At 72.7% G+C, this 16598-nt stretch carries 18 protein-coding genes and 1 tRNA gene; 12 read left to right on the forward strand and 7 right to left on the reverse strand.

Annotated features, from left to right (window positions below):
* Positions 1–9: 9 nt before the first annotated feature.
* On the reverse strand, positions 10–1566 hold the full coding sequence (locus RBL05_RS00505; RefSeq protein WP_308741004.1) for a cytochrome ubiquinol oxidase subunit I: 1557 nt from the start codon (positions 1564–1566) through the stop codon (positions 10–12).
* Between the two features lie 334 nt (positions 1567–1900).
* Between RBL05_RS00505 and RBL05_RS00510 the strand changes: the two genes are divergently transcribed.
* From RBL05_RS00510 to proB, 5 genes are all read left to right on the forward strand, one after another.
* A complete protein-coding gene (locus RBL05_RS00510; protein WP_308741003.1) occupies positions 1901–4600 on the forward strand; it encodes an Rne/Rng family ribonuclease in 2700 nt (899 codons plus the stop codon).
* Between the two features lie 249 nt (positions 4601–4849).
* Entirely contained in the window at positions 4850–5158 is a 309-nt protein-coding gene (gene rplU, locus RBL05_RS00515; protein WP_263312332.1) for a 50S ribosomal protein L21, read from the forward strand.
* A gap of 34 nt (positions 5159–5192) precedes the next feature.
* Positions 5193–5447 (forward strand): 50S ribosomal protein L27, encoded by a 255-nt coding sequence (gene rpmA / locus RBL05_RS00520; RefSeq protein ID WP_010551799.1) that lies wholly within the window; start codon positions 5193–5195, stop codon positions 5445–5447.
* Positions 5448–5567: 120 nt separating this feature from the next.
* Entirely contained in the window at positions 5568–7103 is a 1536-nt protein-coding gene (obgE, locus tag RBL05_RS00525; protein WP_318603939.1) for a GTPase ObgE, read from the forward strand.
* Positions 7100–8245, forward strand: a complete 1146-nt coding sequence (gene proB, locus RBL05_RS00530) for a glutamate 5-kinase (protein WP_308741001.1) — start codon at positions 7100–7102, stop codon at positions 8243–8245. The genes obgE and proB overlap by 4 nt, the downstream gene beginning before the upstream one ends.
* Here the strand turns inward: proB and RBL05_RS00535 are convergent.
* Positions 8227–8847 (reverse strand): DedA family protein, encoded by a 621-nt coding sequence (locus RBL05_RS00535; protein WP_308741000.1) that lies wholly within the window; start codon positions 8845–8847, stop codon positions 8227–8229. The genes proB and RBL05_RS00535 overlap by 19 nt on opposite strands.
* A gap of 120 nt (positions 8848–8967) precedes the next feature.
* Here RBL05_RS00535 and RBL05_RS00540 point away from each other — a divergent pair, with 120 nt between their 5' ends.
* The 7 genes from RBL05_RS00540 to RBL05_RS00570 all read left to right on the forward strand — a co-directional run bounded on the left by RBL05_RS00540 (position 8968) and on the right by RBL05_RS00570 (position 12801).
* The gene (locus tag RBL05_RS00540) at positions 8968–10248 is read left to right on the forward strand and encodes a glutamate-5-semialdehyde dehydrogenase (RefSeq protein ID WP_308740999.1); all 1281 of its coding nucleotides are present in this window, start codon (positions 8968–8970) and stop codon (positions 10246–10248) included.
* An 88-nt stretch (positions 10249–10336) separates the two neighbouring features.
* On the forward strand, positions 10337–10531 hold the full coding sequence (locus RBL05_RS00545) for a hypothetical protein (RefSeq protein ID WP_010551794.1): 195 nt from the start codon (positions 10337–10339) through the stop codon (positions 10529–10531).
* Positions 10532–10566: 35 nt separating this feature from the next.
* Complete coding sequence (nadD, locus tag RBL05_RS00550; protein WP_318604324.1) at positions 10567–11142, forward strand: nicotinate-nucleotide adenylyltransferase; 576 nt, start codon at positions 10567–10569, stop codon at positions 11140–11142.
* A complete protein-coding gene (locus tag RBL05_RS00555) occupies positions 11139–11669 on the forward strand; it encodes a hypothetical protein (protein WP_308740998.1) in 531 nt (176 codons plus the stop codon). The genes nadD and RBL05_RS00555 overlap by 4 nt, the downstream gene beginning before the upstream one ends.
* Positions 11666–12043: a ribosome silencing factor gene (gene rsfS, locus RBL05_RS00560; RefSeq protein WP_308740997.1), complete on the forward strand. Its 378-nt coding sequence runs from the start codon at positions 11666–11668 to the stop codon at positions 12041–12043. The genes RBL05_RS00555 and rsfS overlap by 4 nt, the downstream gene beginning before the upstream one ends.
* Positions 12040–12675, forward strand: a complete 636-nt coding sequence (locus RBL05_RS00565; protein ID WP_308740996.1) for a histidine phosphatase family protein — start codon at positions 12040–12042, stop codon at positions 12673–12675. Before rsfS ends, RBL05_RS00565 begins: the two co-directional genes overlap by 4 nt.
* 53 nt (positions 12676–12728) lie before the next feature.
* Positions 12729–12801, forward strand: a tRNA-Ala gene (locus RBL05_RS00570).
* A 218-nt stretch (positions 12802–13019) separates the two neighbouring features.
* Here RBL05_RS00570 and RBL05_RS00575 read toward each other — a convergent pair.
* Genes RBL05_RS00575 through RBL05_RS00595 form a run of 5 tightly spaced genes read right to left on the reverse strand, consistent with a single transcriptional unit; the run spans position 13020 to position 16567 of the window.
* Positions 13020–13634 (reverse strand): endonuclease III domain-containing protein, encoded by a 615-nt coding sequence (locus tag RBL05_RS00575; RefSeq protein ID WP_308740995.1) that lies wholly within the window; start codon positions 13632–13634, stop codon positions 13020–13022.
* A complete protein-coding gene (locus RBL05_RS00580; protein WP_308740994.1) occupies positions 13631–14638 on the reverse strand; it encodes a sulfate/molybdate ABC transporter ATP-binding protein in 1008 nt (335 codons plus the stop codon). Before RBL05_RS00580 ends, RBL05_RS00575 begins: the two co-directional genes overlap by 4 nt.
* Positions 14635–15405 (reverse strand): ABC transporter permease, encoded by a 771-nt coding sequence (locus RBL05_RS00585; protein WP_318603940.1) that lies wholly within the window; start codon positions 15403–15405, stop codon positions 14635–14637. Before RBL05_RS00585 ends, RBL05_RS00580 begins: the two co-directional genes overlap by 4 nt.
* Entirely contained in the window at positions 15402–16172 is a 771-nt protein-coding gene (gene modA / locus RBL05_RS00590; protein WP_308740993.1) for a molybdate ABC transporter substrate-binding protein, read from the reverse strand. Before modA ends, RBL05_RS00585 begins: the two co-directional genes overlap by 4 nt.
* A complete protein-coding gene (locus RBL05_RS00595) occupies positions 16169–16567 on the reverse strand; it encodes a TOBE domain-containing protein (RefSeq protein ID WP_263312261.1) in 399 nt (132 codons plus the stop codon). The genes modA and RBL05_RS00595 overlap by 4 nt, the downstream gene beginning before the upstream one ends.
* Positions 16568–16598: the final 31 nt, after the last annotated feature.

The following is a 16598-nucleotide window of genomic DNA, read 5'->3' on the forward strand; positions in this document are numbered from 1 at the left end:
GGTCCCTTCTCAGTAGTCGAAGGAGAGGGTGGGCGTGTCGAGCTCCTCGGTCTCCGGGTCCCGCTGCGGCAGCGGCGCGCCCTTCAGCGCGGCCTTCTGCATCATCCGGAACCAGATCACGGCGAGCACGCCGTAGACGAGGGTGAAGGCGACCAGCGAGGCGAGCACCATCCACGAGGGGTGGGCGGAGACGCCCTGCAGCGTCATCAGCCGCACCGTCGGGTCGTCGGGATTGGGGTGGACGACCCAGGGCTGACGGCCGATCTCGGTGAACACCCAGCCGGCGGAGTTGGCGAGGAACGGCATCGGGATCGCGAGCACGGCGAACCACTGGAAGGCCTTCGACCCGGTGGTGCGGGCGTTCTCTCCCTTGCCGCGGGTGACCCACAGCGCCCAGAAGGCGAGGATCCCGCTGAACGCGGCCAGGCCCATCATCAGGCGGAAGGACCAGTAGGTGACGAAGAGGTTCGGGCGGTAGTCGGCCTCGACCTTCTCGCCGTGGATGTTCGTCGCGGTCTCGCCGAACTCCTCCTTGTACTGGGCGTTGAGGTCGTCGACGCCCTGCAGCGTCGCATCGAAGCTGTGGGTGGCCAGGAACGAGGTCACGTACGGCACCTCGATGAGGTGGGTGACGTCCCCGCACTGCTCGGCGAAGGCGTCGGGGCCGCCGATGGTGAGGATCGAGAAGCTCGCACCGGTCTCCGTCTCGCACAGCGCCTCGGCCGAGGCCATCTTCATCGGCTGCTGCTTGAACATGATCTGGGCCTGGAAGTCGCCGGAGATCACCAGCACGATCGCGGAGACGAACATCGCCACCACGCCGAAGCGGACGGTGGGTCGGTAGAGGTCGCGGGCGGCGCGGTGCTGCTCCTGGCCCTCCTCGGTCTCCAGCCCCGCCTCGCGGGCGGCCCGGTGGTGCCTGACCATGTGCCAGGAGGCGACGCCGGTGAGGAACGCGCCGGCGACGAGCCAGGCGCCGGAGACGACGTGGGGGAAGGCCGCCATCGCCGTGACGTTCGTGAGCACGGCGAGGATCGAGCCCTGCGAGGGATCGAGCTCGGCCCGCCCCGTCTCGGGGTTCAGCAGCGCGCCGACCGGATGCTGCATGAACGAGTTCGCGGCGATGATGAAGTAGGCCGAGAGCGTGGTGCCCAGCGCCACCGCCCAGATCGTCAGCAGGTGGATCTTCTCGGGCATCTTCCCCCAGCCGAAGATCCACAGCCCCAGGAAGACGGACTCGAGGAAGAAGGCGGCGAGGCCCTCCAGCGCCAGCGGCGCCCCGAAGACGTCGCCGACGAAGCGGGCGTACTCGGACCAGTTCATCCCGAACTGGAACTCCTGAACGATGCCGGTGGCGATGCCGATGCCGAAGTTCACGATCAGCATCGAGCCGAAGAACTTCGTCATCCGGGTCCAGGCGTCCTTGCGCACGGGATCCTTCGCGAACACGGCACGGGTGTTCATGATCGCGACGAGCAGGGACAGCCCGATCGTCAGCGGCACGAAGATGAAGTGGTACACGGTGGTGATGCCGAACTGCCACCGTGCCAGGTCGAGGGCTTCCATGGATCCTCCCGAGTGGACGACACGCTGTCATGAAAACTAGAGCGGCCGCGTGCACCGCCCCGGGGACCATGGTCCCCCTTCCACGGCGGCAGATGCACGCTGTGCCATACTGGCCGAGGCACTCTCCTGCTCCGTACCGGGCGGGGGAACCTCCCGGCGTCGTGACGTCGAGCACCGGCCACGCGGACTCACCGCGACCGCAGTGCTCCCCGCGATCGGCATCGCAGCGCTCCCGCGTGGAGCTGCGCGACGGCGAGGGCCAGAGACTTCCGTCCCCAGGGACGATGACCAGAAGGGGCCAGGGTGCGCTGGCCCTCCAGAAGGAGACGGCCGCATGGCTGACAGCACCCAGAATCCCGAGAACGACGCGTCGAACGACGGAGCACCCCCGGCACGGCGACGCCGCCGCGCGGGAGCCCCGGCCGGCGCCCCCGCCGTGACCCCGGAGCCCGCTGCGGCGCCCGAGGACGCCGCGCCGCGCACCGTCGTCGCCCCCCAGTCCGAGGGGCCCCTCGAGCCTGCGCCCGCCGCGCCGACGCGCCGTCGCCGCCGGGCCGGGGCGCCGGCGGGAGCGCCGACCTTCCAGGCGCCGACGGCCCAGCCGACGGAGGAGCCGGAGCCCGAGGCCGACGAGCAGCAGGAGCCGGGGACCGCCGCGAACCCCGTCCTGGACGATCTGAAGGCCCTCGCCTCCGCGACCGGGACCGCGCCCGAGACCACTACCGCCGCCGAGCCCGAGGTCGACGAGGACCGGGCGCGCCGGCGCGAGCAGGTCCAGATGGACTTCGCCTCCCTCCTCTTCCAGGCGCCGACCCCGCAGCCCCGCACCACCGTCGCCCCGCAGGACGAGGACCACGAGGACTCCCGCGACGAGGAGGAGGCCGAGGAGACCCGCGACGAGGACGCCCAGCCCTCGCGCCGCAGCCGGTCCCGCAGCCGCTCCCGCCGCTCCTCCTCCCGCGAGCAGGACGCGCCTCAGGACGATGACACGGACCAGGACGACTCCGAGGACACCGACTCCGAGGGCGAGAAAGACGACGACAGCGACAACGACTCCTCCGGGAGCGGCTCGGGCTCCTCGCGCCGCCGCCGGCGTCGCGGGGGCCGTGGCCGTCGCGGCCGCGGGCGCGGGGAGGACGATTCCCAGAGCGGCGACCGCGGCGCCGAGGACAGCGCGCAGGAGGACTCCTCCGAGGACGAGGAGACCGAGGACGGCTCGGGCGAGGACGGCTCCGGCTCCTCCTCGAGCGGCTCGAGCTCCAGCTCCCGCCGTCGCCGCCGTCGCCGCCGCTCGGGAAGCAGCGGGGACGACGGCTCTTCCCCGGACGATCCGCCGAACACCGTGGTCAAGGTGCGCGAGGCGCGCGACGAGGTCAAGGCCGTCAAGGGCTCGACCCGGCTCGAGGCCAAGCGCCAGCGCCGCCGCGAGGGCCGTGACGCCGGCCGTCGCCGCAGCGTGATCACCGAGGCGGAGTTCCTCGCCCGCCGCGAGTCCGTCAAGCGCTCGATGGTGGTGCGCGAGCGCCAGGGCTGCACCCAGATCGCGGTGCTCGAGGACGACGTGCTCGTCGAGCACTACGTCGCCCAGAAGTCGCAGACCTCGATGGTCGGCAACGTGTACGTCGGCAAGGTCCAGAACGTGCTGCCCTCCATGGAGGCCGCCTTCGTGGACATCGGCAAGGGCCGCAACGCCGTGCTCTACGCCGGCGAGGTCAACTGGGACGCGGTGGGCCTCGAGGGCCAGCCGCGCCGCATCGAGCTCGCGCTGAAGAGCGGCGACCCCGTGCTGGTCCAGGTCACCAAGGACCCGATCGGCCACAAGGGCGCGCGCCTGACCAGCCAGATCTCCCTGCCCGGCCGCTATGTCGTGTTCGTGCCCGGCGGGTCCATGACCGGCATCTCCCGGAAGCTGCCCGACACCGAGCGCAACCGGCTGAAGAAGATCATGCGGCAGATCATCCCCGAGGACGCGGGCGTGATCGTGCGCACCGCTGCCGAGGGCGCGAGCGAGGAGGAGCTCACGCGCGACGTGGAGCGCCTCACCGCCCAGTGGGAGAAGATCCAGAAGTCCCAGAAGTCGCGGTCCGCGCCCGTGGCCCTCTCGCAGGAGCCCGACATCGCCATCAAGGTGGTGCGCGACGTCTTCAACGAGGACTTCACCTCCCTGGTCGTCGAGGGCGGCAAGGTCTACGACGACGTCCACTCCTACGTCTCCGAGGTCGCGCCCGACCTGCTCGAGCGCGTCACCCGACATGTCGGCGAGAAGGACGTCTTCGCCAAGCACCGCATCGACGAGCAGCTGCTGAAGGCGATGGACCGCAAGGTCTACCTGCCCTCCGGCGGCTCCCTCGTCATCGACCGCACCGAGGCGATGACCGTCGTCGACGTGAACACCGGCAAGTTCACCGGCTCCGGCGGCTCCCTCGAGGAGACCGTCACCAAGAACAACCTCGAGGCGGCCGAAGAGATCGTGCGCCAGCTGCGGCTGCGCGACATCGGCGGCATCATCGTCATCGACTTCATCGACATGGTCCTCGAGGCGAACCGCGACCTCGTGCTGCGGCGCCTCGTGGAGTGCCTGGGCCGGGACCGCACCAAGCACCAGGTCGCCGAGGTGACCTCGCTGGGCCTGGTGCAGATGACCCGCAAGCGCGTGGGCCAGGGCCTGGTGGAGACCTTCTCCAGCACCTGCGAGCACTGCCACGGCCGCGGCATGACGGTCGACATGGACGCCGAGGGCGGCCACAGCCACCCCCAGGGCGGCGGCAGCGGCGGAGGCGGCGAGGACGGCGCCAAGGGCTCCTCGCGGCGGCGCGGCCGGCGCGGACGCGGCGGGGCGAAGGACGAGGACGAGCACGGCGGCGACGCCGGCGGCTCCGAGGAGTCCGGCGACGTCCACCGCCTCGCCGACGACGAGGACAGCCGTGCGCTGACCCGCGCGACGATCGCCTCGATCGCCGCCGCCTCGGGCAGCCACAGCCAGCCCGAGGTCGTCGTCGACGGCCAGGTGGTCGATCCCGACGGGGACCAGTGACCTGTTCCACACGGTGTGACGGCGTTCTCGCTGGTCGGGGCGTGTCCCATGGTTGACCGGCTGTTCACGGGATCGTAAGCTGTCCCCTGGCGCAAACGCGTCGCAGTCGTCGTCCGGTGGACATCGCGCGACCGCATCTCCCGCCCGGCTCCCCGGCCGGGAACGGTTGACGGTCGCAGGTCCGCGGTGGTCACCCGAGTGGGCGCACGACTCGAAGACTGGATCCGAATCACAAGATGGAGACGTGACGTGGTGTACGCAATCGTCCGCGCAGGCGGTCGTCAGGAGAAGGTGTCGGTCGGTGACACCATCGTGATCAACCGCGTGGCAGGCGAGGCGGGCGACAGCATCGATCTCGCTCCCGTGCTGCTGGTCGACGGTGACAAGGTCACCTCCGCCCAGGCCGAGCTCGCGAAGGTCAAGGTCAGCGCCGAGAAGGTCGAGGACCTCCGCGGCGAGAAGATCCGCATCCTCCGCTACAAGAACAAGACCGGTTATAAGAAGCGCCAGGGCCACCGCCAGGAGCTCACCCGGCTGAAGATCACGGGCATCGCCTGAGCGATCCCTCGACCAGACAAAGGATTGATCCCAGATGGCATCTAAGAAGGGCGTCAGCTCCTCCAAGAACGGCCGTGACTCCAACGCCCAGCGCCTCGGCGTGAAGCGCTTCGGCGGCCAGGTCGTCGGCGCCGGCGAGATCCTCGTCCGCCAGCGCGGCACCAAGATCCACCCCGGCGACGGCGTGGGCCGCGGCAACGACGACACCCTGTTCGCGCTCACCGCGGGCACCGTCGAGTTCGGCCGCAAGCGCGACCGTCGCGTGGTCAGCGTCGTCGAGACCGTCTGACACGCCGCCCCGGACCCGGGGCACCCAGCGTCCTTCGAGGGGCGGAGCCGATCGCTCCGCCCCTCGTCGCTTACCCACCCCCTTCCACCCCACGGCACCCTCGACCCTCGGAGAGCACCCATGGCCACATTCGTCGACCGCGTCCGACTGCAGGTCGTCGGAGGATCCGGCGGGCACGGCGCCGCCTCCATCCGGCGTGAGAAGTTCAAGCCCCTCGCGGGCCCCGACGGCGCCGACGGCGGCCGCGGCGGCGACGTGATCCTCGAGGTCGACGCCTCGACCACGACGCTGCTGGAGTACCACCACAAGCCGCACCAGCGCGCGACCGGCGGCGGCTTCGGCAAGGGCGACCTGCGCCACGGCGCGAACGGCGAGGACCTCGTCCTGCCCGTGCCTGACGGCACCGTGGTCACCGAGGAGGACGGCACCGTGATCGCCGACCTCGTGGGCATCGGCACCCGCTACGTCGCCGCGCGCGGCGGCAACGGCGGCCTCGGCAACGCGGCCCTCGCCTCGAAGCAGCGCAAGGCCCCCGGCTTCGCGCTGCTCGGCGAGCCGGGCCAGGAGCGCACCCTCGTGCTGGAGCTGAAGACCGTCGCCGACGTGGCGCTGGTGGGCTACCCCAGCGCCGGCAAGTCCTCGCTCATCGCGGCGATGAGCGCCGCCCGCCCGAAGATCGCCGACTACCCGTTCACGACCCTGGTGCCGAACCTCGGCGTGGTCGAGGCGGGCGAGCACCGGTACACGATCGCCGACGTGCCGGGGCTGATCCCCGGCGCCAGCCAGGGCAAGGGCCTGGGCCTGGACTTCCTGCGCCACATCGAGCGCTGCCACGTGCTGGTGCACGTGCTGGACGCCGCCGCGCTCGAGTCCGACCGCGACCCCGTCAGCGACCTCGAGATCATCGAGTCAGAGCTCGCCGCCTATGCCGCGAGCCTGGACGAGGAGGCGGAGACCCGCGTGCCGCTCATGGAGCGGCCCGCGGTGGTCGTGCTGAACAAGACGGACCTGCCCGACGGCGCCGACATGGCCGACCTCGTCCGCGAGCGGCTGGGGGAGCGGGAGATGCCGATCCTCGACGTCTCCGCCGTCTCCCGCAAGGGGCTGCGGGAGCTGTCCTTCCTGCTCGGCGAGCTCGTCGAGCAGGCGCGGGCCGCCCTGCCCGCCCCGGAGCCGGCGCCCGTCGTCCTCACCCCGCGCGGCGCGGACCGGGCCTCCTTCGAGGTCGTCACCGAGCAGTACGACGGCGGCACCGCCTTCCGCGTCCGGGGCGACAAGCCCGAGCGCTGGGTGCGCCAGACCGACTTCACCAACGACGAGGCCGTCGGCTTCCTCGCCGACCGCCTCGCGAAGCTCGGCGTCGAGGACGGGCTGTTCTCCGCCGGGGCCGTCGCCGGCTCCACCGTGCTGATCGGCCCCGGGGACGACGCGGTCGTCTTCGACTGGGAGCCGACGATGGTCGGCGGCGCCGAGATGCTCGGCCGCCGCGGCACCGACGACCGTCTCGAGGACCACCACCGCCCCACCCGCGAGCAGAAGCGCGAGGAGCAGAAGGCCCGCACCGCCGCCCGCATGGACCGCCTCGCCGCGATGGAGGCGGAGCGGAGGTCCGGCCACTGGGCCGATCCCTCGAGCGACGGGGACGGTCAGCGGTGAGCGTGGCGGAGCTGCGTCAGCCCGCCCGTCTCACCGCCCGCGAGGAGCTCGTCGGCACCCGCCGCATCGTCGTGAAGATCGGCTCCTCGAGCTTGACCGACGCACGGGGGAGGCTGGACCAGTCCCGCCTCGACGGCGTCGCGGAGGTCGCCGCGATGCTCGCGGCGCGCGGCACGGAGCTCGTGCTCGTCTCCTCCGGGGCGATCGCGGCCGCGCTCGGCCCGCTGGGACTGCCGGAGCGGCCCGCCTCGGTGCCGCTGCAGCAGGCCGCCGCGAGCGTGGGCCAGGCCCTGCTCGCCACCGCCTGGTCCCGCGCCTTCGCCGCGCACGAGCGGACCACCGGCCAGGTCCTGCTCACCGAGTCCGACGTGATCCGCCCCCAGACCTATCGCAACGTGCGCAGCGCCCTAGAGGCCCTGCTCGAGCTCGGCACCGTGCCGGTGGTCAACGAGAACGACACCACCGCCACCCACGAGATCCGCTTCGGGGACAACGACCGCCTCGCGGCGCTCGTCGCGCAGCTGCTCGGCGCCGATGCGCTGATCCTGCTCACCGACGTCGACGCCCTCTACACCGCCCCGCCCCGCGAACCCGGTGCGGAGCGGATCGGCGTGGTCGAGGACGTGGCGCGCCTGGCCGGGGTGAGCATCGGCTCGGTCGGCTCGAAGGTCGGCACCGGCGGCATGGTCACGAAGCTGTCGGCCGCCCAGCTCGCCTCCACCACCGGCACCGCGGCACTGATGACCTCCGCCGAGCGCTTCGCCGAGGCGGTGGAGGGCCGGGACGTCGGCACCTTCTTCCCCGCCCATCACGGCCGTCGCCGCTCGCGCCTGGTGTGGCTGCGCTTCGCGACCCGCGGCGCAGGCACGCTGCACCTGGACGAGGGTGCGGCCGGCGCCGTGCGCTCGCGCCGTCGCTCGCTGCTCGCCGTCGGCGTCACCCGGGTCGAGGGGACCTTCCCCGCGGGGGTGCCCGTGGACGTCGCCGCCCCGGACGGCACGGTGATCGGCCGTGGCCTGACCTCCTTCAGCTCCGACGAGCTGCGGGCCATGGCGGGGCGCGGCACCGACGAGGCGCGGGAGCTGCTGGGGGAGCGGTATCGCCGCCCCGCGATCCACCGCGATCAGCTGGTGGTGCTCTGAAGGACGCGGGACCGCGTCTCCCGGCCGGAGCGGATCCGCTCGATCAGCCAGCTCAGCACGAGCGCGAGCGCGATGCCGAGCACCACGCCCAGCAGCGGCCGCTCGCGGAACAGCAGCCCGCCCGCCATCCCGATCCCGACGTTGTACAGCGCCCACGCGGTCGCGGCCAGCAGGGCGAAGCCCGCGAAGAGCGGCCGCGGGTAGCGGATCATCCCCGAGGCGATCGACGTGGCGGTGCGCCCGCCCGGGATGAAGCGGGCGGTGACGATGATCGAGCCGCCGCGCGTGCTCAGACCGTTCTCCGCCCAGGTCAGGAGCTTGTCGCCGGCGCGCCTCGAGCGGATCCGGCCGGTCAGCGGCCCGGCGCCGCGACCCACGTGATGGGAGATCAGGTCCCCGCTGAGCGCGGCCGCGATCGTCACCGCAATCAGCACCAGCGCCTGCGGCGACTCCTGCGCGACCGCATAGGCGCCTGCGGTGATCACCACCGTCTCCCCGGGGAAGACCGGGAAAACCGAGTCCGCCGCGACGATCGCGAAGAGCAGGACGTACAGCCACGGCGAGGCCATGACCGCCTCGACCAGGTGGAGGACGGAGTCCATGCGGGCGATCACCTCGGGGTTCGGGAGAGGGGCGGACCGACCGAGGCTAGGGTCCCCCGCCGCATGTTCCCTGGGCGGACGCCCCGGGTTCCCTGGACGTCCCCCTCGTAGAATCGGGACATGGACGACCAGTCACCTCCCGTCGAGTCGGCGGTCCGCGGCGCCGCCCGCGCCGCGAAGGACGCCCAGCCCGTGCTGGCGCGCCTCCGCCGCGCCGAGAAGGACGCGCTGCTGCACGCCATGGCCGAGGCGCTCATCGCCCGCGCCGACGAGATCGTCGCCGCCAACGCCCGGGACCTCGCCGCCGCCGACGAGTCGGGCATGGCCGCCGGCCTGCGCGACCGGCTCGCCCTGGACCCGCAGCGGATCGCGTCGATCGCGCAGCAGCTGCGCGACGCCGCCGCGCTGCCGGACCCCGTCGGCGAGGTGGTGCGCGGCTCCGTGCTCGCCAACGGACTCGAGCTGCGTCAGGTGCGGGTGCCGATGGGCGTGATCGGGATGGTCTACGAGGCGCGCCCGAACGTGACGGTCGACGCCGCCGGCCTCGCGCTGAAGGCCGGCAGCGCCGTCGTGCTGCGCGGCGGCTCCGCGGCGCTGCACTCCAACACCGCGCTGATCGCGGTGCTGCGGGACGTGCTCGCCGAGCGCGGGCTGCCGGCGGATCTCGTCGTCGGGATCGACGCGCACGGCCGCGAGGGCGCCGACGTGCTCATGCGCGCCCGCGGCCTGGTCGACGTGCTGATCCCGCGCGGCGGGGCGGGCCTGATCCGCCGCGTGGTCGAGAACGCCCAGGTGCCCGTCATCGAGACCGGCACCGGCACCACCCACGTGCTGGTGGACGCGAGCGCCGACCTCGACCAGGCCGAGCAGATCGTGCTCAACGCCAAGACCCAGCGGGTCGGGGTGTGCAACGCGCTGGAGACGCTGCTGGTCCACCAGGACGTCGCCGCCGAGGCGCTGCCGCGGCTCGGCACCGCACTCGCGGAGGCCGGGGTGCGCCTGCACGTGGACGAGCGGGCGGCCGCGCTGCTGCCGGCGGGCGTCGAGCACGTCCCCGCGACGGAGGAGGACTGGGACGTGGAGTATCTCGCCCTCGAGCTCGCCGTCGCCGTCGTCGACGACCTCGACGCCGCGCTTGCGCACATCCGCGCCCACTCCTCGGGCCACACCGAGTCGATCCTCACCCGCGACCTCGTCTCCCAGCAGCGCTTCCTCGCCGAGGTCGACTCCGCCGTGGTCATGGCCAACGCCTCCACCCGCTTCTCCGACGGCGGGGAGTTCGGCTTCGGCGCGGAGATCGGGATCTCCACCCAGAAGCTCCACGCCCGCGGCCCGATGGGGCTGAGCGAGATCACCGCCACCAAGTGGCTGGTGGTCGGCCATGGCCACGTCCGCCCGTGACCCCACTCCCACCCGGCGGGTTCCGGCCGGCACCCCGCCCGCGCTGTGGGATGATGGGCCGGTCACTCGAGGAAAGGCCTTCTAGAACATGATCGACCAGCTCATGATCCTCGCCGAGTCCGGCGCCGGCGCGAGCGAGGGCATCCCCGCACCCTTCATCGGGATCGGTGCGTTCGCGATCCTGATGACCATGCTGGCCATCACCTGGCTCACCGGGGGTGCGCACCACCGCAGCCTCGACAAGAAGCACGACGCGGACACCGACTCGGACACCGACCGCTGAGACCGGTGGAGCTGCAGCGACGACGGATCGGCGTGATGGGCGGGACCTTCGATCCCATCCATCACGGCCACCTCATCGCCGCCAGCGAGGTGCAGAGCGTCTTCGCGCTCGACGAGGTCGTGTTCGTGCCCACGGGCCGGCCCTGGCAGAAGGCGTCGCAGGAGATCTCCGACCCGGAGCACCGCTACCTGATGACCGTCGTCGCGACCGCCGCGAACCCGGTCTTCACCGTCTCGCGCGTGGACGTCGACCGGCCCGGCGCGACCTACACGATCGACACGCTGCGCGAGCTGCACGCCGAGCACCCCGACGCGGACCTCTTCTTCATCACCGGCGCGGACGCCCTCCAGAACATCCTGACCTGGAAGGACACCGAGGAGATCTTCCAGCTCGCGCACTTCGTGGGCGTCACCCGGCCGGGGCACGAGCTGGACACCTCGGGACTGCCGGACGACGGCGTCACCCTGATCGAGGTGCCCGCCATGGCGATCAGCTCCACCGACTGCCGCACCCGCGTCGCCGCCGGCGCCCCTGTCTGGTACCTGGTGCCCGACGGGGTCGTGCAATACATCAACAAGTACGCGCTCTACACAGGAGGTGACGGCCGATGACCGAGCCGGAGACCACCCCGCGGCGCGGCCGCCGCGCCCGCGCGCTGAGCCCCGAGGAGCTCGCCGTCGCCGAGCCGAGCCCCGAGGCCCCGGGACGCCGCGGCGCCGTGCCCCCGCCCGACGCCGACGCGCCCGTGCCCGCCCTGCGCAAGTTCGGCCGCCGTGCCCGCATCATCGAGCTCAGCCACCAGCCCGCCCCGGAGCCCGTCGGCGCCCCCGCGCCCCGCGGCGCGGAGGCGGAGATCGTCCGCGACAGCGACGGCGTCGAGCTCGGCGAGCTCTCCGTCACCGACGCGCCCGATCCGCGCCCCGCACCGCGCTTCGACGGCAAGGTGCTCCACCGCCCCGAGAGCGCGGGCGGCCGCCGCCTGCTGTGGCTGGTGTGGGTGCTGATCGCGCTCGCGCTGATCGCGCTGGTCGCCCTGCTGCTGACCGGCGTGCTCCCGCCCTCGGAGGCCTCGGCCTCCGCCAACGCCCTGCTCGACACCACTCCCGCCCACCTCGTCCTGGAGGACCCCTCAGCGTGACCGCTCCCGAAGAATCCCTCGACCTCGCCCGCGTGGCCGGCCAGGCCGCCGCCGACAAGCTCGCCGAGGAGGTCATCGGCCTGGACGTCTCGGAGCTGGTGGTGATCACCGACGTCTTCCTGGTGTGCAGCGGGGACTCCGAGCGCCAGGTCTCCGCGATCGTCGACGGCGTGGAGGAGGCGCTGCTGACCCAGCGCCGCCGCAAGCCGCTGCGCCGCGAGGGCGAGCGCGACGCGCGCTGGGTGCTGCTGGACTACGGCGACATCGTCGTGCACGTCCAGCACGCCGAGGACCGCGCCTTCTACGCCCTCGAGCGGCTGTGGCGCGACGCCCCCGTGCTCGACCTCCGGATCGACGAGGGCCGCACCGAGTGAGGCCGGCCCATCGCACCCGGCTCGTCCTCGTGCGTCACGGCCAGACCGATCACAATCGGGAGGGCCGCCTGCAGGGACAGGTAGACATCCCCCTGAACGAGAACGGTCGGCGCCAGGCCGAGTCGCTCGCCCGCACCGTCGCCGCCTCCCCACCCGACGTCATCGTCTCCTCGCCGCTGTCGCGCGCCCGCGACACCGCCGCGGCGATCGCGCGCGCCTGCGGGCTCCAGGCCTCCACCGACGAGGCCTTCCTCGAGCGCAGCTTCGGGCAGTGGGAGGGTCTGCGCGGGGAGGACATCCGCAGCCGCTGGCCCTCCGAGCATGCCGACTGGCGCGCCCATCGGTCGATCACGGGCCTCGACATCGAGGACCGCCCCGAGGTGGGCGAGCGCGTCGCCGCCGGCTGCCGCCGCCTGCTGGAGGAGAACCCCGAGAGGACCGTCATGGTCGTCGCCCACGGCGCGGCGATCACGCTCGGGATCACCGCCCTGCTGGGTCTGGACATGCGCGGATTCCGCGGCATCGCCGGGCTCGAGAACTGCCACCGCTCGGTGCTCGAGCCGCTCCATGCGGAGCCGACGGAGGGCCTGATGAGGTTGCTGTCACACAACCTGCCTCCCGATTTCACCTGAGCGGGGACGCGGGGTATTCTCGACGAGTCGCCTGATGGGGCGGCACCCGATACGGGGCTATGGCGCAGTTGGTAGCGCGCTTCCATGGCATGGAAGAGGTCAGGGGTTCGAATCCCCTTAGCTCCACTCGAGAATCTCGTGAGACAGTGACTCGTCAGAAGGGCCCCGGCAGAGCCGGGGCCCTTCTGCTGTGTGCCGGGAGGCTCAGCGCACCGGCTGGCGCTGCACCGTGCGCAGGCGCTCGGGGGCGGCGCGTCGCGCGGCATGCGCGCGAGCACCGGCCCTACTGGTCGTGGGGGCCGAGGAGCGCGTCGGAGATCTGCACACTCAGGATCTGGACGCGTTCAACCTCGCGGTGCGGGAGCTGCTGGACGTGCTCTGAGCTTCCCCTCCTCGACGATCAAGCCGTGCAGCTCCGCCAGCTCCGGCACGGTGAAGGCCGCCTCCTCGAGCGCCGGGACGAGCGCGCGGGCGAAGGCCCGGTAGGTGCCCGGGACCTCGGCGCCGCGCTCGCGTAGAGCCCGCCGCGCGTACTCGTCGCAGAGGAAGGCGGGCCGGGAGAAGCAGAACAGCGAGATCGCATCGGCCGTCTCCTCGCCGACGCCCTCGACGGAGAGGAGCTCGCGGCGGAGGGCGATGTCGTCCAGCCCGTCGGCGACCTCGGCGCGGTCTGCCCACCAGGTGGCGAGCGCGATCACACGGCGGGGCTTCGTGCGCGGGAAGCCGGCCGGGCGGACGAGCTCCCGCACGCGCTCCTCGTCGGCCGACGCGAGCGCGGCCGGTTCCCGCAGCCCGGCGGCGGTGAGCGCGTCGAGGGCCTGCGCCGCCTGGTCCCAGCGGGAGCGCTGGACAAGCACCGCCCCGAGAGCGATCTCGAAGGGCTCCTCGCCGGGCCACCACCAGCCCTGCGGGCCGTGGCGGGCGAGCAGCTCGCGGTGCAGGGCGCGCAGGTCGATCATGCGAGGTAGGTTGTCACGTCCTCAGGGGCGACCGCGAGATGCACCGCCGTGCCGGGGGCGAGATGCCGGGCGGCGGCGTCCAGCGGGGAAAGGTCCGCGGCGAGATCCACGGTGCGCACCCTGACCAGGTCGCCGTGCGGGGTCAGAGAGCGGACGGTGCGGGGGAGCCCCTGCTCGGCGAGGCGCACCGCGGCGGGGCGGAAGGCGGCGAGCACCACGGTGCCGGGGCTGAGAGGGCTCTCCGCCGAGAGGCGGCCGCCGCCCTCGACCTCGATCCGGTGCCCGTCCCATCGGCCCGCGACGAGGTTCAGCCCCGCCAGCCGTGCCGCGAAGGCCGAGCGCGGCCGGGCGAGGACCTCGGTCGTCGGCCCCGCGTCGACCTCCCGGCCCTGCTCGAGCACCACGACGCGATCGGCGAGCGAGAGCGCGTCGAGCACGTCGTGGGTGACGACGATCGCCGTGCGCTCGGCGAGGAATCCGCGCAGCTGCTCGCGCAGCGCGGGCGCGACGTCGACGTCCAGTGCCGCCATCGGCTCGTCCAGCAGCAGCAGCCGGGGATCCGCCGCGAGCGCCCGGGCGATCGCGACCCTCTGAGCCTGACCGCCGGAGAGCTGGGCGGGGCGGCGGGCGGCGAGTTCGGCGAGACCCATCTGCTCGAGATGCACCTCGGCCCGTCGACGCGCCTCCCGGCGCGGGACGCCCTGGGCCCGCAGCGGGAACATCACGTTGCCGAGCACGGTGAGGTGCGGGAAGAGCACCGGGTCCTGGCTCAGGGTGGTGACGCGGCGGTCGTGCGGCGGCACCCAGGTCCGCCCGTCGACCAGGATCCGTCCGTCGAGGGAGACCGAGCCGGAGCTGGGGCGCAGGTCCCCGGAGATCAGCGACAGCGCGGTCGACTTCCCGGCGCCGTTCGGGCCGACGACCGCGAGGGTCTCGCCGTGTCCGACCTCGAGGTCGAGCTCGACGTCGCGCTCGGCGACGGCGGCGCGCAGCACCAGGCTCATGCGCTCCGCCTCCGGTGCGCCAGGGCGATCACCGCGATCGCGACGAGCATCAGCACGAAGGAGAGCGCCACCGCGGCCTCCGGATCGCTCTCGCGCTGCAGGTAGATCTCCAGCGGCAGGGTGCGGGTGGTGCCCTGCAGGGAGCCGGCGAAGGTGATCGTCGCGCCGAACTCGCCGAGCGCACGGGCGAAGGAGAGCACGGTGCCGGAGAGCAGGGCGGGCAGCACCAGCGGCAGCGTGACGTGGGTGAGGACGCGGGAGGGGCGCGCCCCGAGGGAGGCGGCGGCCCGCTCGTAGCGGGTGCCGGCCGTGCGCAGCGCCCCCTCCAGGCTGAGCACCAGGAAGGGCAGGGCCACGAAGGTCTGCGCGAGCACCACCGCGGTGGTCGAGAAGGCGATCTGCACCCCGAGCAGCTCCAGATGCCGACCCAGCAGGCCCTGCCGCCCGAAGGTGTACAGCAGCGCGATGCCCCCGACCACCGGCGGCAGCACCAGCGGGATCAGCACCAGCGAGCGGAGCAGCGACATGCCGCGGCCGTCCGTGCGGGCGAGCAGCAGCGCCATCGGCACGCCCAGCAGCACGCAGAGCGCGGCGCTGGTCAGCGAGGTCTGCAGGCTCAGCCGCAGCGCCGCGAGCGAGGACTCCGAGGTGATCAGGTCCCAGAAGTCGCTCCACTCGACCCGCAGCGCCATCGCCACGAGCGGCAGGACGACCAGCAGCGCGCCGAGCCCGGCGGGCAGCAGGATCCAGCGGGGGAGGGTCCTCATGCGCCGCGGAAGCCGTATCCGGCGAGGACCTTCTGGCCCTCCTCGCCGGTGACGAGGTCGACGAACTCCTGGCCCAGCTGCGGGTTCGCCGAGCCGTCGACGGTGGTGATGGGGTAGGTGTTCACGGCCTCCTGCGCCTCGGGGAAGTCGATCCCCTCGACGGCATCGCCGGCCTTCTCCACATCGGTGACGTAGACCAGGCCCGCATCGGCCTCGCCGCTGGTGACCTTGTTCAGCACGTCCGTGACGGACTGCTCCTCGCTGACGGGGGCGAACTCGAGTCCCGCCGCCTCCTCCACCGTCTCGGTCGCCGCGCCGCACGGCACCTCCGGCGCGCAGACGACGAGGTTCAGGTCGCCAGTGAGGGAGGCGAGGTCCGTGACGCCCGCGGGGTTCCCGGCCGGCACCGCGATCCTCAGCGTGTTCGTGGTGAAGTCGACGGGATCCGCCTCCTCGAGGCCGGCGTCGGTGAGCTTGTCCATGTTCTTCGTGTCCGCGGAGGCGAAGACGTCGGCCGGGGCGCCCTGCTGGATCTGCTCGACCAGCGTGGAGGAGCCGGCGAAGCTGAACTCGACCGTGACGTCCTCGTGCTCGGACTCGAACTGCTCGCCGAGCTCCTCGAAGGGCTCCTGCAGGGAGGCGGCGGCGAAGACGTGGAGGGTGACCGGTGCGGCGGCCGGGTCCTCGGCGGAGCCGCCGGAGCCGCAGGCGGCGGCGGTCAGCGCGATCGCCGCGGCGGCGGCCGCGGAGCGGAGCAGGGTCTTCATGACGGCTCCGCCTCGATCACGACCTGCGTGGCCTTCACGACGGCGCTGGCGACCCTGCCGGCCTCCAGCCCGAGCTCCCGGGCGGCCTCGCTGCTCATCAGCGAGACGACGCGGAAGGGACCGCACTGCAGCTCGACCTGCGCCATCACGGTGTCCATCACGATGTGGGTGACCAGGCCCGTGAAGCGGTTCCGGGCGGAGGAGGCGGTCGCGCCGTGCAGCTCGGGCGTCACCGCCAGCTCCCGGGCGAGACGCGCGACCTCGACCCCCTCGAGCACCTTCCGGCCGCTCGTGTCGTGGGACGCCTCGAGGGTCCCCTTCTCGATCCACCGACGCACGGTGTCCTCGCTCACCCCGAGGAAGGTGGCGGCATCGCGAACCCGCATCTGCGTCATGGGGACCACCATAGCGGCGCAGATGCGGGTG

This window comes from Brachybacterium sp. GU-2 (assembly GCF_030866705.2).
Classification (GTDB): Bacteria; Actinomycetota; Actinomycetes; order Actinomycetales; family Dermabacteraceae; genus Brachybacterium; species Brachybacterium conglomeratum.